The following is a 21,979-nucleotide window of genomic DNA, read 5'->3' on the forward strand; positions in this document are numbered from 1 at the left end:
ATTAACGGTTTTAGATGGGCGAACCCGGCGGTAACGGCTCGGGTTCGTACTGTTCGGGCCATTCCCCCTCGTTTAAAAATTTATCTAAATCTTTTGCTAATTGTTGTATTAGTAGTGAGTCGGACTTGGCAAGTTGCTGTTGTTGTTCAGCCAGCTCTGCTCGCATGACTAACCGGGTTTCTGCAGCCAGTCCCGAATTTTTTACTGCTCTTACTTCGGCGTTGATGGCCGTTGCCAATAAGCGCTGCTGAACAGGGGCTTTCTTTGCGTTTTCCCAGTCGCTGAAAACAGTATTGAAAATTGCTGTCATCAGTCCGGCCGGAGAAGGCACTCGGTCATTGTCCGCGTGTTGTTGTGCTAACCGGTTCAGACGCTGGCTGTTTAGCATCAAATTCAAACTGTGATCCGCGGCACTGGCAGCCATGCTGACGGTATCGGGGATTAGCCCTGTTTTACCACTGAAGTTTTCGCGGGACGGGCTTTCACCGTAAGCTGGCGGCACCAGCCATTGTTGAATATGTGAGGGTACGCGCAAAGTATCTGCTTGAATGGTTTTTAATAACTGCTTCAGAGCAGTTTGTTGTCTGGCAGCACCTACTGGCTGGTAGTCGTCTGTAGATTCGTCAGCCATATAATAATGGTAATTAACACCACCCAGACGTTTTACTGCCGCTTCGGTCTGGTAGCGGTGCAGCAAGTAAATAGGTACAAAAGTCGATTGCAACTGGCTTAATGGCTGATCGCCGTTCAGCATGTCTTTGCTGAAGTTATCCAACACTTGCTGACGCACGGAAAGCATTCGCTCAAGCTCGGTAACAGGGTCACCGCCGTTATCCCATAAATGTGCCTGAGGGTGAGCACCACCGGCAGGGCGTGCGTCTCTGTCGGAAATAAAGCTCAGGTTGAGTGTTTTATTTTTGTCCAGAATACGGGCGAGTTGCTCGTCAGACGACGGCATACCGCCAAAGTCACTGTACCCATAAGCCAGAACTTGCTTATCCCATATTCCTAGGCCTTCTGTGTAAGCGTTGCTCAAGCTTAAACTGCCATTGGTTGTCAGGTTTACCAGCGGGTGAGGATAGTCCATAACGGAAGCCCTGTCTGACGCGCTGGCAGCAAAGTTATGAGCAATGCCTAAGGTATGGCCTATCTCGTGTGCACTTAATTGGCGAATACGAGCCAGAGCCATATTTTTAACCGCGCTTTTAAGTTCTCTGGGGTTTTCGATAAAAGGGGTCAATAAGCCTTCGGCTATTTTCATATCTTGGCGGACACGCAGTGACCCAAGGGTGACATGACCTTTAATGATTTCGCCGGTACGAGGGTCTATTACCGATGAGCCGTAAGACCAACCTCGAGTTGCACGGTGAACCCACTGAATGACGTTGTAGCGCACATCCATAGGGTCAGCATCGTCGGGCAGAACTTTTACCTGAAAAGCATTTTCGTAACCCAAGGCTTCAAAGCCCCGAGCCCACCAGCGGGCACCTTCAAGCAGTGCTGTTTTGACAGGTTCCGGAGCACCCGGATCAAGATAATAAACAATAGGTTCACGCGCCTCACTTTGTGAGGCAATAGGGTCTTTCTTATTCAACCGGTGGCGTGGGATATATTGAACTGTCATCGATTCGCCAAGAGGTGCGGCGTAGTCTTTAAAACTGTGAGCCCAGAAACCACTGTTTGGATGAAATTTCCGGGGTTGGTATCCGGCGTCAGGTAACTTTATAAAAGAATGATGGAGGTGCAAAGAAAGCGCATCGGCGTTGGCTGCAACCTGATTGACCCACTGCCCTTTTCCTTCGCCGACAAAAGTGACTTTTGCTTCCAGTTCCGTATTTTCTGAAAAGGCTTTGCTGCGTTCAGGGTAAATCACTGAGCGGCTTGTATCAGCCTTAAACTGTCCTTGCTCGGTCTGCTGTAAGCGCTTACTAACACCGTGTACATCGCTCAACAAGTAAGGGGTGTAGTCTATTAATACACGTTCGTTGTTGCTGGCAACAACGTCAAAACCATAAAGCATGGCGTCGGCAAACGCTTGATCGACACTACTGCGTTCAGCCTGATTCCTGGTTTGTGCACGAAACTCGGTGTTGTGTTGAACCAGTAACGCCTTATTTCCCTCAACATGAAATGAGGCTAACCGAGTTTCCCCCAGTTGACCGCGGTCCAGCCCGACATCATTAGAACCTAAGCCCCAGGGAAGACTGGTTTGAACAATAAACTGTGGTCCTTGTCTGGGCACTTCCAGATAAAACTTTGCACTCGCTTCATCGTGGTAAAAGGTGAAAAAACCGGGGTGCTCCTGAAATGACGAGGTGAACTGGTCAATACTGGAAACTTCGGTTTTTGCCTGAGCCGTTACCGATATTAGCAAAGCGAGTAACAGCAGGGCTTTTGAAAGAAAGCTTTGCATTTTATTATCCTAATTGTTCGGCAGTTTCTTCTAAAACTTGCGTCGTCCATTGTTCGATACGTTCATCTGATAGCTCATATTGGGAGTCTTCATCTAGTGATAAACCGACGAACTGAGTGTTATCTGCGGTTAACGCTTTGGAAGCAGCAAATTCGTACCCCTGATTTGGCCAAAAACCAATGCGCTTGCAGCCGTGGTTGGCTATGGCATCGTGCAGCATGCCCAGAGCGTCCTGGAACCAATCGGTATAACCTTCCTGATCGCCCATGCCAAAAAGCGCAACAATTTTACCGTTCAGGTTCACATCATTTATGTCGTCCCAATGGCTTTCCCAGTCTTCCTGAAGTTCGCCAAAGTCCCAGGTGGAAATGCCGAAAATAAGAATATCAAATTGCTCAGCTTCTTTTAGCGGGGTATTTTTTATATCAAACAGCTGGACGATGTCCTCGCCGATGGCTTGCTGAATTTTTTCTGCAGCAATTTCGGTATAGCAAGTGGTAGAGCCGTAAAACAAGCCAATTTCCAGGGACATAATAACTACCTCTGTCATAGGTTGAGTCTGTGATGCGGATGCATTGTAACAAAAAGACCGTTAGAATGAGTGCCTTTGTTTTTCAACGGGAAACTGCAGATGGGAACTCGTACGGACTTTGATCAATTAGTGGAACAACTTGAAACCGTATTCGATGATGCGGTGGTTTCCGGGACAGATGATGAGTTATTTGCCTGCGGGTATTTGCGCGGGCATTTCGACTTAGTCGTTGCGCAACTGGAAATGGCTGGTGAGACTCAGCCGGAGAAGATCATGCCGGCTTTGCGTGAGGCAGTTCACAAAACGCGGCATGAGTTGTCTCCGGCCGACCAGGCTCACATTAACAATGTACTGGACAAATTAGCTCTCAAAGCGACTGGCGGAGATACGGCGTAAAGCATCCTGAGTTAACGGCACTAACTCTCCGGTTAACTGACAGGCTAGCACTTCTGCCAGAATAGGGGCAGAAGTGAAGCCTCGTGACCCCAGCGCTGTAATAACATATAAATCTTCGGCAACCGCTCCGGTAACAGGCTGGTGATCGGGGCTGGTCGCCCGTACCGAGACCCTTTGGGATGTTAAGTGCAGAGACTCAGCCCATGGTTGTTTCGCATTTTCAGCCAGTTGTTTCAGGTTTTCTTCATCATCCTTAGTGGTTGGCTCTAAATCCTCTCTACCGCGATTAAAGGTTGCGCCAACACAGTGATGCTTGCCATCTTCCGGAACTAAATAGCCTTTAAAGCATAAAACCGTTTTCAGCGAAGACAATAACGGTGTTGTTTGCACCAGACTGACTTGTCCGCGAACCGATTGTATTGGCAACGGTTTGACGCTTTCCGGCAATAACGAATTGATGTGATGACCCGCGGCAATGAGAACCCGCTCAGCGATCAGCGCACTTTCGTCCTTTAGTGATATCTGCCAACTGCCATTTTCAGTTTTCTCCAGAGCCGTAGCTTCGCCTTCAACAAGTTCAATTTTTGCGACTTCCAAAAGGCTTTTGACCACAGCCGCCGGCCGTAACCATCCGGCTTTAGGGTAGTGCAGCGCTGGAACTGCCAGTGGAACCCCGGCTTCTTGTTCTGCCTCCGGCTGAGGTAAATAGCGTACCGTGTCTGTCGCGTAAAGGTTATCGGCTATACGCTGGTAACGCTTAGCTCTGTCATCGTTAAAGGCCGGTTGCATAACGCCGACAGGAAACCAGTGGTCTGCACAAAAGTTACGGTAGAAGCTGGTGGCTGTGGAGAACGCCTGCCAGTAAAAACGACTGAGCGGCGTATGCTCGGCGTGTAACAGAGGATAAACTGCTCCCTGAGGGTTTCCGGATGCACCGTCAGCAGTACCGGTACTAATAACTCTGACGTTCACGCCTCTTTGTTTCAGTGCAAGGGCAGAACACGCTGCACTGATGCCGCCGCCAATAATGGTAACATCACGCCTGTCGTAATATTTTTGACAAACTTCGGCGCTATGATAGTGACCACAAAGCATTTCTCGTTTGCGGCCAAAGCCCGCTACTTTTTGAACCTCGAATCCGCTTTGCTGTAGTGCTCTTTTGACACTGCCGGCAGCGGTAAAGGTAGCAAAGGTTGTCCCGCTGTGTGCGGTTTGCTTCATGGCATCAAAAAGTGCTGGCTGCCACATTTCCGGGTTCTTTGCTGGAGCAAAACCGTCGAGAAACCAGGTGTCAATTTGTTGCTGTGCTTGTGGAAGCCATTCTGGTATCAGCTCATTAAGGTCGCCTATCCACAGATCCAGAATGACCCTGCCCTGTGATAGTATAATGCGATGACAGCCGGGATCCGTTGCCGGGTAGTGCTCTAGAAACGACTGACTGAATTCCTCTATGGGTTCGAGCAATTGGTATGCTTGTTTAAGTTGCTGACGCGATAAAGGGAACTTTTCGAAACTGACAAAATGAAGACGTGTGTTGGCAGGTGCCTGCTCTAAAAAACGTTTCCAGGTCAGCAGAAAGTTTAACCCTGTACCAAACCCGGTTTCGGCTATGGTAAAGCTGTAATGAGCTGGTAGCGATAGCCAGCGTTCCGGTAATCCGTTTTGCGCCAGAAATACGTACTGACTTTCGTCAACACCGCTTTCGACAGAAAAATAAATATCATCGAAAGTAGTGGAAACGGGCACGCCTTGCTCGTTAAACTGAACAGATGAATTAGAATTCAAGCGGCTATCCCATGATTTATTGGTTGATGAACGCTATAATAACAACTTTACGAACAACAGTGGACAAAGCAGACCACATTCACACACGACGTTGGTAAGATATCGACGTAGAAATGTCAGACAGGATTAAAGAATGAGAAGAGCTGTTATCACCGGACTGGGTATTGTATCGAGTATCGGGAACAATCAAGAAGAAGTGCTGGAGTCATTACGCACCGGCAAGTCGGGTATTACCCGTTCAGAGTCTTTTGCGGAAATGGGACTTCGCTGCCAGGTTTGGGGAGCTGTTGATTTAAATCCTAAAGACCATATTGATCGCAAAGCGTTGCGCTTTATGGGTGATTCGGCAGCTTATGCTTACATCGCAATGGCTCAGGCTATCGAGGATTCAGGCTTAACCGAAGAGCAAGTCTCTCACCCGCGTACGGGGTTAGTTGTTGGTTCCGGTGGTGCTTCTGGTGAGCATCAGGTTGCTGCGGCTGATATTTTGCGTGAGCGTGGCGTGAAAAAAGTAGGTCCATACATGGTACCTCGTTGCATGGCTTCAACCACTTCGGCTTGCCTGGCAACGCCTTTTAAAATTAAAGGCGTTAATTATTCAATAAGCTCTGCTTGTGCAACCTCTGCGCATTGTATCGGCCATGCGCTGGAATTAATTCAGTTCGGTAAACAAGATCGCGTTTTTGCCGGCGGTGGTGAAGAGCTGCATTGGACGCTGGGCATGGAATTTGATGCCATGGGTGCATTAAGTACTAAGTACAATGATACGCCTGAAAAAGCGTCACGTACTTACGATCAGGGGCGTGATGGTTTTGTACCTGCTGGTGGCGGCGGTATTCTGGTTATTGAAGAACTGGAAGCAGCAAAAGCTCGTGGCGCCAAAATTTACGGTGAAATTGTTGGTTACGGTGCGACGTCAGATGGCTACGATATGGTTGCCCCATCGGGTGAAGGTGCCGTCCGCTGCATGAAAATGGCAATGGAAACGGTAGATACGCCAGTCGATTATTTGAATACGCATGGTACCAGTACACCAGTTGGTGACGTTAAAGAGTTAGAAGCCATTCGTGAGGTTTTCCCAGAGAAAACGCCAATGATTAGTGCGACAAAAGCAATGACAGGCCATGCTCTGGGCGCAGCTGGTGTGCACGAAGCTATTTACTCGCTGCTTATGCTTAAGAATGGGTTTGTAACACCCTCAATCAATATTGAAGAGCTGGATGAAAAAGCCGACGGCATGAACATCATTAGACAGACAACTGAAGCACCGCTGCGAACGGTTATGTCTAATAGCTTTGGCTTCGGTGGTACAAACGCGTCGTTAGTGATGCGCCAATACTCTGAATAATCGACAAGATCGGTTATTTCGATGAAAATCGTTGCCGATCAGAATATTCCCGCACTTTCCGACTTATTGTCGGATGCGGGAACTCTTTCCTACTTTTCTGAACGAATCCCCCCGCAGAAACTGTTAGCAGAAGCTGACGCTTTACTCGTGCGTTCTGTGACTCAAGTTGATAGAGCACTCTTAGAACGAGCTCCTAAACTTAAATTTGTTGCGTCCGCAACCATTGGCACTGAGCATATAGATATTCAGGCTTTAAAAGAGCGGAGGATTGGGTTTGCCCACGCGCCGGGGGCAAATGCGCAATCGGTTGGTGAGTATGTATTGTGCGCGGTGCTCAATTGGTTAAGTGACAAACCCCAATATGTAGCTGACGAAATCGATGTTGCTATTGTCGGTGCCGGGCATACGGGAAAAGCGGCAGGAAAAAGACTGGAGGCTCTGGGACTCAATGTTCATTATTATGATCCTCCCTTGTGTAAAAAAGGCATTAAGTTTGTGCATGACCATTGGCAGCGAGTACTGACGGCCGATATTATCTCCTGTCATGTTCCCCTGACGCAAAACGGCGATTTTCCGACCCGGCATTTGTTTGAAAATACGGCATTGCAGTCTCTGCATTCGCAGCAGTTATTAATTAACGCCAGCCGGGGTGCGGTTATCGACAATCAGGCTTTACTGGAGCGAGCAGAACAGGGTGAACGACCATCGCTGGTGTTGGATGTCTGGGAAAATGAACCCAAAGTATTGTCAGGTCTGGTGCCTTACGTTGATATCGCAACTCCGCACATTGCCGGCCACAGTCTGGAAGGTAAAGTTGGCGGGGCGGTAATGATTTCAAATGCACTGCTGGAACACTTTGGCAGGCCATTCAGTAAGACTTTACCTGATGTGTTGCCCGCGGTCGTCTGGAATCCTCGTAACGCTAGTGAGTTGGACTTACCGGAAAACCTTAACTTGTGGGCAAAAGAACACTTCGACTTGTTCCGGGACGATGAGCTTTTTCGGCAACGGGCCCTCACTACCGACGGTTTTGACAGTTTGCGGCGCAACTATCGCAAAGAAAGCCCCCGCAGAGAGTTCATTAATCAGGTCGTTACATGCCATAATAGAGAGCAATATATACAGTTTTTACAGTTGGGCTTCGATGCCCGACTATTGTCTAAGTAAGGAGTCAGCATGTCACATGGGTTTCGCGTTGCCGTATTAGGTGCAACAGGTTTAGTAGGTAAGCAAATGATAGAAATCTTAGCTGAGCGAAAATTCCCAGTGGCAGAACTTTTTCCATTAGCAAGTACTCGCTCTGCTGGCGCAACAATCGACTTTAATGGCGAGGAAATAGAAGTGTTAGATGCTGGTGAGTTCGACTGGTCTAATGCTGATATCGCATTCTTTTCCGCTGGTGGCTCAATTTCACGGGAGTTTGCTCCAAAAGCTGCTGAAGCCGGCTGTGTTGTTATTGATAATACTTCTGAATATCGCTATGAACCGGATATTCCTTTGGTGGTGCCGGAGGTGAATGCCTGGGCTTTAGCTGATTTCAGGAACCGTAATATTATTGCCAATCCGAATTGCTCCACTATTCAAATGATGGTGGCACTTAAGCCTATTCATGATGCGGTTGGTATTGAACGCATTAATGTCAGTACCTATCAGTCGGTATCCGGCGCTGGTAAAGATGCGATGGAAGAGCTGGCGAAGCAAACTGCAGAACTATTAAATGGAAAGCAGCCGACGGTCGCGAACTTTAGTCGACAAATTGCTTTCAACTGTATTCCTCAAATAGACGTTTTCCAGGAGAACGACTACACCAAAGAAGAAATGAAAATGGTGTGGGAAACTCAAAAGATATTTAATGACCCCAGTATTCGGGTGAATCCTACGGCGGTCAGGGTTCCTGTGTTTTTCGGGCACGCAGAAGCTATTCATATTGAAACGCGTCAGCCAATTACAGCTGAGCATGCAAAGCAGCTGTTAAGTGAAGCCCCTGGTGTTACCTTAATGGAGCAGCGCGAGGAATTTCCAACTCAAGTGGGGGATGCCGCTGGCAATGACGATGTCTTTGTCGGACGGGTACGGGAAGATATCAGCCATCCTAACGGACTTAACCTGTGGGTTGTATCGGACAACATACGCAAAGGTGCGGCGACCAACAGCATACAAATTGCGGAAACTTTAATTCGTGATTACTGGTAATTTAAGCCGCTGTATGTCATAAAGTTTTTTTAACGAACGCCGTTAAAGATAAGAGCAAAGCGCGGGCAGAGACTGAAGGATGAGAAAAACCAAGATAGTGCAGGTACTGAGATATTTCTCGCTGGCAACCATGTTGTTGTCCGGCAGCGTCACTGTCGCTGCCGCAGGTTGGCAGGATGGTGTCGTTATAAAAGGCGAGAAGGGTTCAGAAGCAACCGATGTCCGTATTGGTCAGGAGCGCTATGGGCCTATCAACAGCAACGACACGCTGTGGGATATTGCGCAACGCTATAAGCCCCACTCAAGTGTGACTCAGTATCAAACTATGGTGGCTATTGTACAGGCGAACGACGAGGCCTTCGTCGATGGCAATATGAACCGAATGCTCGACGGTTTTTATCTGCGCATTCCCTCTTTACAAGAAATTAAAATGGTTAACCCCGAAGCCGCGCGCCGGCAAGTCGTGGTTGATGGTCAGTTAAAAACTAAGTCTCAACAACTTTCGCAAGCTCGGCAGGACACTCAAGAAACTCGTGCGGAACAGCAGGAATTACTTGAACAGGCTCGGGAGAAAGCTGAACAAACGATTCAGGAAGTTGAACAGCGACAGGAACAGAATTTTCAGGAACTGCGCTCTGATATGCAGCAGTCCATGCAGGCGGTTGAACGCATGTATGAGGAGAATAAGTCTTTACAGGAGCGCATCGACGCACTAGCGTCGCGCTTAGATGAGCTCACCAACAATGTAAGCAAAACCGATGAGCTGGAAGTTCAGTTTCAACAGGTATTAGCTCAACAGCGAGAACTGCTTGAACAGCAAGCCCGGGAAGAAATAGAGGAGGAGTCCGGTTTTTCTGACTGGTTGCAAAGTCCTCTGAATATGTTGCTTGTATCGGTATTACCGGCACTGCTCATTATCGGTCTTATTGTTTTCTTCTTTTTACGCCGTTCAACAAGACCGTCAGAGGAAGATGAAGAGGCGGAAGAGAAGACCAGCAAAGAGCTTACTGAAGAAGAAGCTGCCGCGGAACTTGATAAAGAATTGTTGGGTGATGCGCCTAACGACAGTACGGATGGCTTATTCGATATTGACGGTGAAGAAAGCTCTGACGATGAAGGTGACGACTTAAGTGCATTAGAAGCCGAGTTAACCGGCAATTCGGGTGAACCGGAAGCCGCTGATTTGAGCGTTCGTCTTGATGATGAAAAAGACGACAGTAAAGCTGATGCCAAAAAGGAAAAGCCGAAACCGGCAGCCGAAGCTGAACCTGAACCTGATGTAGAGGATAATCCTGCTGTAGAAGACGATTTAGATGATGATGATGAGGCTGTACTGCCGGATGAAGAAGACGAAGAATCTGGTGAATTGTCTCAGGATGAACTGGACCGTTTGTTTGGCGAAGCCGACGATGATGATGAACAGGCCATAGACCTTTCCGTAGATGATGAAGAAGAGTCTCCGGAGTCATCAAGTGCAGAAGCTGATGAGCCTGACTCAGAATATAATGAGCAAAAAGACCAAGCAACGGAAGACGAGTCTGCGGTAGCGGACGCCGATGATATAGATGACATTTTGTCCGATAATGCGCCTTCAGAAGCCCCTGAAGAAGCTGACAGCAATGATGAGCCTGCGGCTGATGAAACTCCGGACGAAGGTGAAGGCGAGTCTGATGAAGAAAATGATGATTTGCTGCCGGATGATTTTGACGACAGCGAAGTTGATGATGTTCTCGCTGAATTAGGTCTTTCGGAAAGCCAGGACGACGAGTCGGAAAGCGATGAAGTTAAAAGCATAGAAACAGACAGCTCCGAAGCAGAAGGTGAACAAGAAGCTGATGAGGCTAAACCAGAAGAGACTCCCGAACCGGAAGAAAACGAGCTAACGCCGAAGGAAGAAAATCAGTCTGCAGAAGAAAACTCCGAAGAGGATAATCTTGAACAGTTGCTGCAAGAGTCGGATGAGCTGACGCAGTCGCTAGACGAACTGGATGACCTTGAAGAAGAAGTTCCCGACGACGATGCGGAACTTGATCAGGCCGAAGACGAAGCAGACAAAGACTTAGAGTCACTCTTTGGCGGTACCGATAACGCGGATAACACTGCCGATAAAGATGAGCCGGTTGCGGAAAAAGATGAAACCGAGAGCGCTACCGACGATGATGAATTTGTGGATATTGACTCCTTAATGGCGGACGCCGATGAGGAAGATGAAGACAGTGACCGCTATCAGTCCTCGGCAGTAAAAGACGTTTTACCGGATGATAAATCAGGAGACGCAGAAGGTGCTCCACAAGATGATGATCCGGCGGGTCAGCTCGACTTGGCCAGAGCCTATATTGAAATGGGCGAAGAGGACGAAGCGCGGGAGATTCTTCAGCAATTAGCAGAAGGTGATGATGAAGCGCTGGCAAATGAAGCTAAGACGCTGCAACAAAAATTAGATTCGTAGGATAAAGTAGTATGCGAATGGCCTTATGCCTTGAATACGACGGCAGTCGTTATTATGGATGGCAACGACAACGTGAAGTAGCCAGTGTTCAACAGTGTGTTGAAGAGGCTTTGAGTAAAATAGCCAATGCTCCTGTTGCGGTGACCTGCGCAGGCAGAACGGATGCCGGCGTTCACGCTACCGCACAGATAGTGCATTTTGATGTCCCGGTACCAAGAGCTGATGTTGCCTGGACGTTAGGAGTAAACAGTAATTTGCCCGCTGGCATTGCTGTGCGCTGGGCGCGCGAGGTTGACAGCGAATTCAGTGCTCGTTTTAGCGCTACCTCACGACGTTACCGTTATATTATTGCCAATACCAGATTCCGTCCGGGTATCCATTCGGCTGGAGTCAGTCATTATCATCAACCGCTTGATGCTGAGGTTATGCAAGAAGCTGCTCAGGCGCTCATCGGTGAACACGACTTCACTGCTTTCCGGGCATCTCACTGCCAGTCGCATACGCCGTTTCGTAAGGTTTCCGGCTTAACGGTTGAACGCCGCGGTGACTATATTATCGTGGATATTTCGGCGAATGCGTTTTTACACCATATGGTGCGCAATATCGTCGGTAGTTTGATTGTCGTTGGTCAGCATTTGCAGCCACCGGAGTGGATTGGTGAACTGCTAAGACAAAAAGACCGCACCAAGGCCGCAGCTACAGCGAAACCGGGTGGGCTTTATCTGGTGGCAGTAACTTACCCGGAACACTATAATATACCCGATGCTCCACTGGGGCCTTTATGGCTAGGCGATTAAGAGTCACTGTTATGACCTCTTTGCTTGACCCATTTGTGGTACCATGTAAGCTACATCAAATTGACTAATAACAGCCTTTGGGCGGAATAGTATGAGCTGGATAGAAAGAATTCTTGCGAAGCCAAAAATTAACAAACGACGTGGTGTTCCAGAGGGCGTGTGGAGTAAGTGCACGGCCTGTGACAATATTATTTATAAGGCTGACTTAGAGCGCAGCCTTAATGTTTGCCCTAAGTGCGATCACCACATGCGGGTTACCGGGCGTAGTCGGTTAGACATTTTTCTGGATAAAGATAATCGCGAAGAAATAGGCACAGATTTAGAGCCAAAAGATGTGCTGCGCTTTAAAGATTCAAAAAAATATAAAGACCGTATTGCAGCCGCACAAAAAAGCACGGGCGAGAACGACGCCTTAATTGCCGAGAAGGGTACCGTAAAAGGTGTTCCTTTAGTCGCGGTTGCCTTTGACTTTAACTTTATGGGCGGCTCCATGGCATCGGTCGTAGGGGCTAAGTTTGTACTGGCTGCCGAAGTTTGCCTTAAGCATCGTATTCCGCTGGTCTGTTTCTCTGCCTCCGGCGGTGCTCGTATGCAGGAAGCGCTGATGTCGTTAATGCAAATGGCTAAGACCTCTGCGGCTTTAGCCCGTATGAGCGAAGAAGGTCTGCCGTTCATCTCGATACTAACCGACCCGACCATGGGTGGTGTTTCTGCGAGTCTGGCAATGTTGGGCGATATTCATATTGCTGAACCTAAAGCACTCATCGGTTTTGCCGGGCCACGAGTTATTGAACAAACGGTTCGTCAGACTTTACCGGAAGGCTTTCAACGTGCTGAGTTCTTGCTGGAACATGGGGCCATCGATATGATTACCGACCGTCGTGATATGCGCGACACCGTTGCCCGTTTGCTAGCAAAAATGCAAAACTTACCCTCTACCGAGGCTACGGAAGTAAGCGTAAACGAGTAATGGCCGAAATATCTTTATCAGCTCCTGCGGTGACAGCCCCACTGCAGGAGTGGCTGTCCTATCTGGAAAATCTTCACTCGAAAAATATCGATATGGGTCTGGCGCGTGCAGCCAAAGTGGCCGCTAATGCTGGCGTATTAAAGCCCGCACCTTTAGTCATCACGGTTAGCGGAACCAATGGTAAAGGCTCAACAGTTTGTTATCTGGAAACGATTTTGCAGGCGGCAGGCTACACGACTGGCGTTTATACCTCACCGCATATTACTGAGTACCGCGAACGAGTTCGGGTTAATGCGCAAGAATTGCCGGACTCCGAACACGTTAATGCCTTTCATGCTATTGAGCAGGCTCGTAACAATACGTCATTAACTTATTTTGAGTTCGGTACTTTAGCCGCGCTTTGGTTGATGGGTCGCCAGTCTCCGGATGTCGCTATTCTTGAGGTGGGTCTCGGTGGGCGATTAGACGCAGTTAACTGTGTTGACGCAGACGTGGCGGTGGTCACCAGCATCGGCATCGATCACATTGCTTTTCTCGGAAATAATCGTGAGCACATAGGGTATGAAAAAGCCGGTATTGCCAGAGCGGGTAAACCATTAATTTGCGGTGAAGCAAATCCAACGGCCAGTATTGCAGAAAGCGCGGAGCGTATAGGAGCTAAGCTTTATCAAGTCGGGCGTGACTTTCATCGTACCGAATATAAAGGAAGCTGGAGTTATCGCAGTCAGAACACCCAATTGAATGACTTACCGTTACCCAAACTGCCTCTGATCAATGCATCAACAGCCATTGCGGCTATCGAACAATTGCCGTTACCCGTCAGCTTATCGGCTATTCGTGAAGGTATCACTCAGGCAAGTCTGCCCGGGCGAATGCAATCTCATAACGTTGATGATATTGAAGTCTTGCTGGATGTTGCGCATAACCCGCAGGCGGCAGTTTATGCCAGTCGTTATTTACGTAAGTTTTATCCCGGGCATAAGGTTTTTGCTGTAGTTGGTATGTTAAGTGATAAAGACCATGCCGGTGTTGCTAACGCATTGAGTTCTCAGACTTCTGGCTGGTATCTTGGCTCGCTGTCGGAGCCGCGTGGTGAAACAGCGGATAACTTGGTGATCAGTGCTAAACTACCTACAGAATCCTGTTATTTGTTTAAATCTGTGGAACAGGCATTTGCTGCCGCTGTAACAGCAGCGCAGCAATGGCAAATGAATCATGGTAAGGCTCTGGTTTTCGGCTTCGGCTCGTTTTACACTGTAGCGAGAATTAACGCGTATCTAAAAGGAGCTTGAGCTTTGTCCAGTCCTCTGCAAAATCGTCTCGTTGGCACGTTAATATTGGTGGCGTTAGCCGTGATCATTATTCCTGATGTGCTTGATGGCGAAAAGAAAGGGTCTGTGGAACCAATGGAAACCATTCCGTTAAAGCCCGCAGTAGAGGAGCAGCTACAGAAACCTGAAACTCTCTCAGATAGAACAGTAGCAGAGCCGGTTACGGTTGAAGAAGCGTCATCAAATGTTGAGAAGACAGCTGACGAGGCCGCTTCGGTTCAGGACGACAACAACGTACAGGCTCCCTCACGTGAGCCAGTCGAATTCGCGGTCGACGGTAAAGCCTGGGTGATTCAGTTAGGTGCTTTTAGTCAGGAAGACAGCGTTAAGCGGCTAATTTCTCAGTTACAGGCAAAGGGTTTTGCCGCATACTCACAAAAATCCTCAGGCAGCTCTTTGATTCGGGTATTGGTTGGTCCTGATACGTCTAAAGCAGAGCTTGAAAAGCAATTAACGCCATTAAAAGAATTAACCGGTCTAGAAGGTAAGGTCATTACCTACCGGCCATAAGTTTTGCAATATATGCGAAAAGAAATCACATTATGAATCGCATTCTGTTAAAATCGCCCGCGTCTTTAGCTCAGCAATTGTGAGTCATTATGCTCTGGATTGACTACGCCGTTATCATTGTTATTGGCCTTTCTACGCTTATCAGTCTGGTAAGAGGCTTCGTTAAAGAAGCCGTGTCTCTGGCCATCTGGATAGCAGCTTTTTTTATCGCTAGTCAGTTCTACGAAGATCTCGCGGTATACTTTACCCAAATTGGTGACCCTTTGGTGAGGAACGCAGCCGCTATTGCTGCATTGTTCGTAGCGACACTTATTCTGGGCGCTATTATCAATTATATTCTTTCTCAATTAGTTCATCACACCGGCTTATCAGGAACTGATCGGGTTCTTGGTCTGGTGTTTGGCGCCTTACGCGGAGTGCTGATTGTCAGTGCGTTATTATTCTTTATCGACTCCTTTACCACGTTATCTTCCAGTGACTGGTGGAAGGGGTCCGTGTTAATTCCCCATTTCGGTATATTTATTCAGTGGTTTTTCAGTTATCTGGAAAACAGCTCCAGTTTTTAGTCCCTCAACCTGTATAAAAAGGTGAAAAGACATGTGTGGTATTGTTGGTATTGTTGGTAAGCAACCTGTTAACCAAGCGCTTTACGATGGGTTAACCATGCTTCAACATCGTGGCCAGGACGCCGCTGGTATTATGACAGTTGATGAACACTGTACTTTGCGTTTAAGAAAAGCCAACGGACTGGTAAGGGATGTGTTCCATACGCGTCACATGCACCGGTTGTCGGGCAACGTTGGTATTGGTCATGTGCGTTATCCTACTGCAGGTAGTTCGAGTTCAGCGGAGGCGCAACCATTCTATGTTAATTCGCCTTTTGGTATTGCGATGGCGCACAACGGTAATTTGACGAATGCTGCTGACGTTCAGGAACATTTGTTTCAAACGGCTCGTCGTCATATTAATACCACCTCCGACTCGGAAATTTTGCTGAACATTTTTGCCAATGAGCTGGATAAAAACGAGAGTTTAACGCTGAGCGAAGAAGACGTTTTTCGCACCATGACCGCGGTTCACCGTCAGGTTCGTGGTTCTTACGCTGTGGTAGCCATGATTCTGGGTCATGGCATGGTTGCATTCCGTGACCCGTGGGGCATTCGTCCTTTAGCTCTGGGTAAACGTGATACCGAAGACGGCGAAGAGTACATTGTTGCCTCTGAAAGCGTTGCCATTGACGGCACCGGTTTTAAATATATGCGCGATGTCGAGCCTGGTGAAGCTATTTATATTACTAACGACGGCAAGCTGTATTCTCGTCAGTGCGCTGATAAGCCAATACATTGTCCGTGTATTTTTGAATACGTGTATTTTGCGCGTCCTGACTCGTTTATTGATGGCATTTCGGTCTATGCCTCTCGGGTAAATATGGGCCGTAAGCTGGGCGAGAAGATAAAGCGTGATTACGACGATCTCGATATTGATGTGGTTATTCCAATCCCTGAAACCAGCTGTGATATTGCTTTAGAGATAGCCAGCGTGCTGGACTTACCTTATCGCCAGGGCTTTGTGAAAAACCGCTATATTGGTCGTACCTTTATTATGCCGGGACAGACTCAGCGACGTAAATCAGTACGCCGAAAATTAAATGCTATTAGCGCGGAATTCCGTGGTAAAAATGTTCTGCTGGTTGATGATTCAATTGTACGTGGGACAACATCAGAGCAGATAATTGAAATGGCTCGAGAAGCCGGTGCAAAAAAAGTCTATTTTGCATCAGCGGCTCCGGAAATTCGCTTCCCGAACGTTTACGGGATTGATATGCCAAGCGCTAACGAGCTGATTGGTCACGGACGTGAAGCAGAGGAAATTCGTGACATAATTAAAGCTGATGGTCTCATTTATCAGGATCTTGACGATTTAATTGAAGCAGTAGGAGCTGAAAATCGTTCTATTAAACGTTTTGATACCTCGGTATTCAGTGGTGAATACGTAACGGGTGATGTGAGTCAGGAATACCTGGATCGTTTGCATGCGGCACGTAACGACGTTGCGAGGTCCGACCGTGACGGCTCAGAAGACGCCAACCTGGAACTTCACAACGACAACGATTAATTTATTCTGAAATAAAAGACTGAGCGCTTGGCGCTCAGTCTTGCTGGAATGGGTACACTGAACCCAGCTTCATAATTTGTGTTAACTCATCTAGCGCCGTACGCGATTCTTCCAATAGCGCAGGGTCACGTAAATCATCGACCGCTAACTCGTCACGGTAATGCTTCTCTACCCACTGATTCAAACGATTAAATAGCCCGTCAGACATTAGGCAATTCTGGTTTGCACCAGCTATTTCTTCATCGTTTAAAGCAACACGTAAACGCAAACAGGCTGGACCGCCGCCGTTACGCATACTTTGTTTCACATCAAAGTATTCAACCCGCTTAATCGGGCTGTCAGCGCTTTGTGTTAATTGTTCGAGATAGGAACGGACATTATCGTTTTCCTGACACTCCTTAGGCGCGACAATGGTCATTTGACCATCGGGTGGTGTGATTAACTGAGTATTGAATAAATAGGTATTTACTGCGTCCTGAATACTTACTTGCTCTGTAGCAACTTTAATGAAATGTAGCGGATGTTCGCCGAATTTGCGTTGAATTTCTGCTAATTTCGACTCGGTATCTGCAAAGGCCTGCTCGTGATAAAAAAGTACATTTTGATTACCGACTGCAATGACATCGTTATGAAACACGCCCTGATCAATGACATCGGGGTTCTGCTGAATGTAAACGGTGTTGTCTTCACTTAAACCATGCAACCGGGCAATTGCCTGGGAAGCTTCCAGAGTCTGTCTTGCCGGAAAGCGCTTAGGTGCAGGTTTAGAGCTATCGAAAGCGTAACGGCCAAAAACAAAGAGTTCAATTCCGGCATGACCATATTCACGGCAAAGGCGAGTGTGGTTCGCGGCACCTTCGTCACCAAAGTGTTCATTGTCCGGCAAGTGAGTGTGATGCTCAAAATAACGACCATTATTGAACATTGCCTGCAGAATACGGCCACTGGTTTGTGGTTCTAACGAACGGTGAAACTTATTGGTCAGATTCGCCGGGGTAAAATGCACTTTCCCGTTAGCGGTGTCTGCACTTGGCGACACCGTCGCGGCATTGGCTGTCCACATACTGGAAGCGGAGCAAACGGCCTGAAATATAGCGGGGGCTTCGGTTGCTGCACGGTACAACACTTCGGAATCAGTACCGTGGAAGCCCAGACGACGTAAAGCAAAAATATCCGGGCGTTCCTGTGGGGCTAACACGCCTTGTTTCATTCCCATATCGTGCAAGGCTTTCATTTTTTTCAGGCCTTGCAGGGCAGCATGTTTAGGGCTGGAAGTTGCTTTTGCATTAGCTAAAGAGGCAACGTTGCCGAACGACAGCCCAGCGTAATTATGAGTTGGGCCAACCAAACCGTCATAGTTGACTTCGAAGTGTTGCATGCTCACTTTTCGATACTCCCTGCACGTGTCGTGCACCTAAAAATAGAAACTTAATTGCCATTATACTGTTTTAAAACTGCCTTGAAAGCCTTTATTTTTCTGGACTTTGGCCTGCTAGTTTAATTATGACTGTTTATTTAACTTGTGCGAATTTTTATCAAATAACCGAGTTGCGGTTGTTTCTGCGAGCGATAACCGATATACCTAAAAAAGGCCGCTAAAGAGCAATTGCACTTGTAATTGTTACTGTTAGCACGTATATACACGGTCATCTACAACAAGAGAACGATTATTCTATGGCAAAATCGCTCGTCATTGTCGAGTCTCCGGCAAAAGCCAAAACGATTAATAAGTATTTAGGTAAGGACTTTGTCGTTAAGTCCAGTGTTGGTCATGTCCGTGATCTGCCTACCCGTGCCACTGAGACTATAAAGAGTAAGCCGGCTGCGGAAGTACGCAAAATGGCGCCGGACGCTAAGGCAAAATACCAGAAAGAACGTGATTATAAGCGACTGATTGCTCGTATGGGGGTTGACCCGGAAAATGACTGGGAAGCACATTACGAGGTTTTGCAGGGAAAAGAGAAAGTCGTTAAAGAGCTAAAACAGTTAGCCAAAAAGTCAGATGAAATTATTCTGGCAACGGATTTGGACCGCGAGGGGGAGGCGATAGCCTGGCACTTGCGGGAACTTATTGGTGGTGACGACTCGCGTTATAAACGCGTGGTGTTTAATGAAATAACGAAAAAAGCCATTCAGGAGGCCTTTGAACATCCGGCAGAGCTGAACACTGACCGGGTTAATGCGCAGCAGACCCGACGTTTCCTGGATCGCGTCGTTGGTTTTATGGTGTCTCCCTTACTGTGGAAAAAAATCGCCCGAGGGTTGTCAGCAGGGCGTGTCCAATCTGTTGCTGTAAGGCTTGTGGTTGAACGTGAGCGTGAAATTAAAGCCTTTGTACCGGAAGAGTACTGGGACGTCCATGCGGACTTAAATACGCCTGCGGACGAGTCTCTGCGCATGCAGGTGATGAAGCAGGCAGGTAAGAACTTCCGTCCGTCCAATAAACAGGAAACGGACGAGGCCTTAGCGCTACTGAAAAAAGCCAATTATGAAATTACCGGGCGTGAAGATAAACCAACGTCCAGCAAACCCAGCGCGCCTTTTATTACCTCGACTCTGCAGCAAGCTGCCAGTACCCGATTAGGCTTTGGCGTCAAGAAAACCATGATGATGGCTCAGCGTTTGTATGAAGCAGGTCATATTACGTACATGCGTACTGATTCAACCAATTTAAGTTCTGAAGCTGTTGATGCCTGTCGTGAATTAATTACCAAGGATTTCGGAAAAAATTATTTACCGGATGCTCCTGTTCGCTATGGTGCAAAAAGTAATGCGCAGGAAGCGCACGAGGCGATACGCCCGTCAGACGTAAAGGTTAAGTCTGAGTCACTGGCGTCTGTTGAGCGAGATGCGCAACGTTTGTATGAGCTTATCTGGCGTCAATTTGTGGCCTGCCAAATGGTACCGGCTCGTTATGACAGTACCACTTTGACGGCAACCGCCGGCGATTTTGAATTGAAAGCTCGCGGGCGCGTTATGCGGTTTGCGGGTTGGACTAAGGTAATGCCCCCGGCCAGTAGTAAAAAAGATGGTGATGCGACCTTGCCCGATGTAAAAAAAGGCGATGCATTAGAGCTGGAGAAGCTGAACCCGGAACAACATTTTACTAAGCCACCGGCGCGTTATGGTGAAGCTTCTCTGGTAAAAGAACTAGAGAAACGAGGCATTGGTCGTCCATCAACTTATGCTTCCATTATTTCTACCATTCAGGATCGCGGTTATGTTCGGGTTGAGAGCCGTCGGTTCTTTGCTGAAAAAATGGGTGAAATTGTCAATGACCGCTTGATTGAAAACTTCACTGAGCTAATGAATTATAACTTTACGGCGGAAATGGAACAGGCTCTGGATGATATTGCCGCCGGAAAGCGGGACTGGAAAGAGACTCTGGATAAGTTTTATGCTGACTTTAAAGAGCGCCTGGAAAAAGCTGAACTGGAACCGACCGAGGGAGGCATGCGTGAGAACAGCATGGTTCTTACCGATATCGACTGCCCTGAGTGCGGTCGAAAAATGGGAATAAGAACAGCTTCCACGGGTGTATTCCTTGGTTGTTCTGGCTATAACCTGCCGCCCAAAGAACGTTGTACTAAAACGCTTAACCTGACACCGGGCGAAGAAGCGATAGAGGTGACTGACGAAGAAGAGCGTGAAACTGAAGCGCTTCGAGCCAAAAAGCGTTGCCCTAAATGTGGCACCGCAATGGACAGTTACCTTATTGACGAAAAGCGTAAGTTACACGTTTGTGGTAACAACCCAACCTGTGACGGTCAACTGGTTGAAGAGGGGACTTTCCGCATTAAGGGGTATGATGGACCCACCATTGAATGCGATAAGTGTGGCTCTGAAATGCAGTTAAAAACGGGACGCTTTGGTAAGTACTTTGGCTGCACTAACAGTGAATGTAAAAATACCCGGAAATTACTGCGAAGCGGAGAAGCTGCGCCACCGAAAGAAGATCCGGTGCCGTTACCTGAGTTACCTTGTGAAGAGTCGGATGCTTACTTTGTGCTAAGAGACGGGGCTTCCGGTATTTTTCTTTCGGCCAATACCTTCCCTAAATCGAGAGAAACTCGGGCGGTAACGGTAAAAGAACTGGCTCAGTTTAAAGATCGTTTACCGGAAAAATTCAAGTACCTGGCAGAAGCGCCTAAGGAAGATAATGACGGTAATGATGCTATTGTTCGTTTTTCAAGAAAGAACAAAGAACAGTACGTTGTAACTGAAATTAAGAAGAAACAAACGGGTTGGAAGGCGTTCTACCGTAACGGTAAGTGGCAGGTAGAAGAAAAGTAGCTAAAGGCTTACGAGCAAACACTCAATTTGCCAATAGTTAAAAGATAAAAGCTGGACTAACATAGTGCCGTGTCTATTGAAGGACACGGCACACCGGACACGGAGGTCCTAATGTTATTGTCTCGCTTGAGCATAACACTTCCCGCTGCTTTTCCGGCAGCGGGTTTTTCTTTTCTGAACCCCGCTAAAATACTGAAAAAACAATCCGGGCAGGCGAGTGTTGAACTGCTGGTCGTCTGGCCTGTTATCGTCGCCTGCGTTTTTACTTTTGTTCAGGCTCTTTTTATTTGGTGGGCGCAGCAAACACTCACGGTAGCGAATCAGTATGCTGTGAGAGCGGGAAGTCTTAACCATGGTAATAATAATGCCATGGTGAACACGCTGGCGGCAGGAATGGCCGGTTTAAAACCACAACTGGACATTGATAACAAAATAACCGCCGCAGCTGAGGCTATAGCTAAACAGCGACTGCATTTCTCGCGGTTTGGACAATTAAAGGTTCTCTCGCCCAGTACTGATGATTTTCGCCAGTTTTCCGACTGGCGTTGGGATCACGAATTGCAAAAAGATGTATTGGAAATTTCGGTCGATCATTATCATGCGCGGGCTGGCGATAATGCCTCCGAGGAATGGCATCAGGCACGCGTTTTGGTCATTGAAACTTATTGGTGCTTGCCACTGGCAATTCCAATTGCTGCTGATTTTCTGGCGGCAACACAGAGTTTACTCTCAGATTCAAAAGCTGCGACTTACTGTGCCGGCCGCAGCACTTTATTCGATAAACCGTTGTGGGGGTTATCGAATACCGCTCAACATGCCATGTTAAGCGGCTACCGACAGCAATAAA

Annotated in this window: 17 protein-coding genes; 13 read left to right on the forward strand and 4 right to left on the reverse strand. The window is 47.7% G+C overall.

All coding sequences use genetic code 11. The features are described 5' to 3' along the window. Nucleotides 1-10: 10 nt before the first annotated feature. On the reverse strand, nucleotides 11-2,413 hold the full coding sequence (locus U0358_RS04745) for a zinc-dependent metalloprotease (protein WP_322407240.1): 2,403 nt from the start codon (nucleotides 2,411-2,413) through the stop codon (nucleotides 11-13). 4 nt (nucleotides 2,414-2,417) lie between these two features. Next, the gene (gene fldB, locus U0358_RS04750; protein WP_322407463.1) at nucleotides 2,418-2,939 is read right to left on the reverse strand and encodes a flavodoxin FldB; all 522 of its coding nucleotides are present in this window, start codon (nucleotides 2,937-2,939) and stop codon (nucleotides 2,418-2,420) included. 105 nt (nucleotides 2,940-3,044) lie between these two features. On the opposite strand from fldB, the gene U0358_RS04755 reads away from it, so the two are divergent. Further along, complete coding sequence (locus U0358_RS04755) at nucleotides 3,045-3,341, forward strand: YfcL family protein (RefSeq protein ID WP_322407241.1); 297 nt, start codon at nucleotides 3,045-3,047, stop codon at nucleotides 3,339-3,341. Here the strand turns inward: U0358_RS04755 and mnmC are convergent. Next, a complete protein-coding gene (mnmC, locus tag U0358_RS04760) occupies nucleotides 3,306-5,126 on the reverse strand; it encodes a bifunctional tRNA (5-methylaminomethyl-2-thiouridine)(34)-methyltransferase MnmC2/FAD-dependent 5-carboxymethylaminomethyl-2-thiouridine(34) oxidoreductase MnmC1 (protein ID WP_322407242.1) in 1,821 nt (606 codons plus the stop codon). The two genes, U0358_RS04755 and mnmC, sit on opposite strands and share 36 nt — an antisense overlap. Nucleotides 5,127-5,259: 133 nt before the next feature. On the opposite strand from mnmC, the gene fabB reads away from it, so the two are divergent. From fabB to purF, 10 genes are all read left to right on the forward strand, one after another. After that, nucleotides 5,260-6,474, forward strand: coding sequence for a beta-ketoacyl-ACP synthase I (gene fabB / locus U0358_RS04765; protein ID WP_317496519.1), 1,215 nt, complete (start codon nucleotides 5,260-5,262; stop codon nucleotides 6,472-6,474). A gap of 21 nt (nucleotides 6,475-6,495) precedes the next feature. Further along, a complete protein-coding gene (locus tag U0358_RS04770) occupies nucleotides 6,496-7,641 on the forward strand; it encodes a 4-phosphoerythronate dehydrogenase (protein ID WP_322407244.1) in 1,146 nt (381 codons plus the stop codon). Nucleotides 7,642-7,650: 9 nt separating this feature from the next. Next, entirely contained in the window at nucleotides 7,651-8,667 is a 1,017-nt protein-coding gene (locus tag U0358_RS04775; RefSeq protein ID WP_322407245.1) for an aspartate-semialdehyde dehydrogenase, read from the forward strand. 79 nt (nucleotides 8,668-8,746) lie between these two features. Next, a complete protein-coding gene (locus tag U0358_RS04780; RefSeq protein ID WP_322407246.1) occupies nucleotides 8,747-11,116 on the forward strand; it encodes a FimV/HubP family polar landmark protein in 2,370 nt (789 codons plus the stop codon). 11 nt (nucleotides 11,117-11,127) lie between these two features. Then, nucleotides 11,128-11,913, forward strand: a complete 786-nt coding sequence (truA, locus tag U0358_RS04785; protein WP_317496523.1) for a tRNA pseudouridine(38-40) synthase TruA — start codon at nucleotides 11,128-11,130, stop codon at nucleotides 11,911-11,913. Nucleotides 11,914-12,004: 91 nt separating this feature from the next. Next, a complete protein-coding gene (gene accD / locus U0358_RS04790; protein WP_317496524.1) occupies nucleotides 12,005-12,883 on the forward strand; it encodes an acetyl-CoA carboxylase, carboxyltransferase subunit beta in 879 nt (292 codons plus the stop codon). Beyond that, nucleotides 12,883-14,175: a bifunctional tetrahydrofolate synthase/dihydrofolate synthase gene (folC, locus tag U0358_RS04795; protein WP_322407248.1), complete on the forward strand. Its 1,293-nt coding sequence runs from the start codon at nucleotides 12,883-12,885 to the stop codon at nucleotides 14,173-14,175. Before accD ends, folC begins: the two co-directional genes overlap by 1 nt. Before the next feature lie 3 nt (nucleotides 14,176-14,178). Continuing rightward, on the forward strand, nucleotides 14,179-14,724 hold the full coding sequence (locus U0358_RS04800) for an SPOR domain-containing protein (RefSeq protein WP_322407249.1): 546 nt from the start codon (nucleotides 14,179-14,181) through the stop codon (nucleotides 14,722-14,724). An 89-nt stretch (nucleotides 14,725-14,813) separates the two neighbouring features. Then, on the forward strand, nucleotides 14,814-15,290 hold the full coding sequence (locus tag U0358_RS04805) for a CvpA family protein (RefSeq protein WP_322407250.1): 477 nt from the start codon (nucleotides 14,814-14,816) through the stop codon (nucleotides 15,288-15,290). Nucleotides 15,291-15,321: 31 nt separating this feature from the next. After that, nucleotides 15,322-16,839 carry an amidophosphoribosyltransferase gene (gene purF / locus U0358_RS04810; RefSeq protein ID WP_322407251.1) on the forward strand — a complete coding sequence of 506 codons (1,518 nt, stop codon included), beginning with the start codon at nucleotides 15,322-15,324 and terminating at the stop codon, nucleotides 16,837-16,839. A gap of 34 nt (nucleotides 16,840-16,873) precedes the next feature. Here purF and astB read toward each other — a convergent pair whose 3' ends face one another. Continuing rightward, entirely contained in the window at nucleotides 16,874-18,217 is a 1,344-nt protein-coding gene (astB, locus tag U0358_RS04815) for an N-succinylarginine dihydrolase (protein WP_322407464.1), read from the reverse strand. A 296-nt stretch (nucleotides 18,218-18,513) separates the two neighbouring features. Here astB and topA point away from each other — a divergent pair, with 296 nt between their 5' ends. Both topA and U0358_RS04825 read left to right on the forward strand, forming a co-directional pair. Beyond that, a complete protein-coding gene (topA, locus tag U0358_RS04820) occupies nucleotides 18,514-21,132 on the forward strand; it encodes a type I DNA topoisomerase (RefSeq protein WP_322407252.1) in 2,619 nt (872 codons plus the stop codon). A 111-nt stretch (nucleotides 21,133-21,243) separates the two neighbouring features. Next, complete coding sequence (locus U0358_RS04825; protein WP_317496530.1) at nucleotides 21,244-21,978, forward strand: TadE family protein; 735 nt, start codon at nucleotides 21,244-21,246, stop codon at nucleotides 21,976-21,978. Nucleotide 21,979: the final 1 nt, after the last annotated feature.

Source organism: Idiomarina sp. PL1-037, from assembly GCF_034422975.1.
GTDB lineage: Bacteria > Pseudomonadota > Gammaproteobacteria > Enterobacterales > Alteromonadaceae > Idiomarina.

Excerpts from the sequence above, each read along its gene's own strand:
- topA (WP_322407252.1), top strand. The coding sequence starts at position 18,514 with ATGGCAAAATCGCTCGTCATTGTCGAGTCTCCGGCAAAAGCCAAAACG.
- purF (WP_322407251.1), top strand. The coding sequence starts at position 15,322 with ATGTGTGGTATTGTTGGTATTGTTGGTAAGCAACCTGTTAACCAAGCG.
- accD (WP_317496524.1), top strand. The coding sequence starts at position 12,005 with ATGAGCTGGATAGAAAGAATTCTTGCGAAGCCAAAAATTAACAAACGA.
- folC (WP_322407248.1), top strand. The coding sequence starts at position 12,883 with ATGGCCGAAATATCTTTATCAGCTCCTGCGGTGACAGCCCCACTGCAG.
- U0358_RS04755 (WP_322407241.1), top strand. The coding sequence starts at position 3,045 with ATGGGAACTCGTACGGACTTTGATCAATTAGTGGAACAACTTGAAACC.
- U0358_RS04775 (WP_322407245.1), top strand. The coding sequence starts at position 7,651 with ATGTCACATGGGTTTCGCGTTGCCGTATTAGGTGCAACAGGTTTAGTA.
- truA (WP_317496523.1), top strand. The coding sequence starts at position 11,128 with ATGCGAATGGCCTTATGCCTTGAATACGACGGCAGTCGTTATTATGGA.
- U0358_RS04805 (WP_322407250.1), top strand. The coding sequence starts at position 14,814 with ATGCTCTGGATTGACTACGCCGTTATCATTGTTATTGGCCTTTCTACG.
- U0358_RS04770 (WP_322407244.1), top strand. The coding sequence starts at position 6,496 with ATGAAAATCGTTGCCGATCAGAATATTCCCGCACTTTCCGACTTATTG.
- astB (WP_322407464.1), bottom strand. The coding sequence starts at position 18,217 with ATGCAACACTTCGAAGTCAACTATGACGGTTTGGTTGGCCCAACTCAT.
- U0358_RS04745 (WP_322407240.1), bottom strand. The coding sequence starts at position 2,413 with ATGCAAAGCTTTCTTTCAAAAGCCCTGCTGTTACTCGCTTTGCTAATA.
- U0358_RS04825 (WP_317496530.1), top strand. The coding sequence starts at position 21,244 with ATGTTATTGTCTCGCTTGAGCATAACACTTCCCGCTGCTTTTCCGGCA.
- U0358_RS04780 (WP_322407246.1), top strand. The coding sequence starts at position 8,747 with ATGAGAAAAACCAAGATAGTGCAGGTACTGAGATATTTCTCGCTGGCA.
- fabB (WP_317496519.1), top strand. The coding sequence starts at position 5,260 with ATGAGAAGAGCTGTTATCACCGGACTGGGTATTGTATCGAGTATCGGG.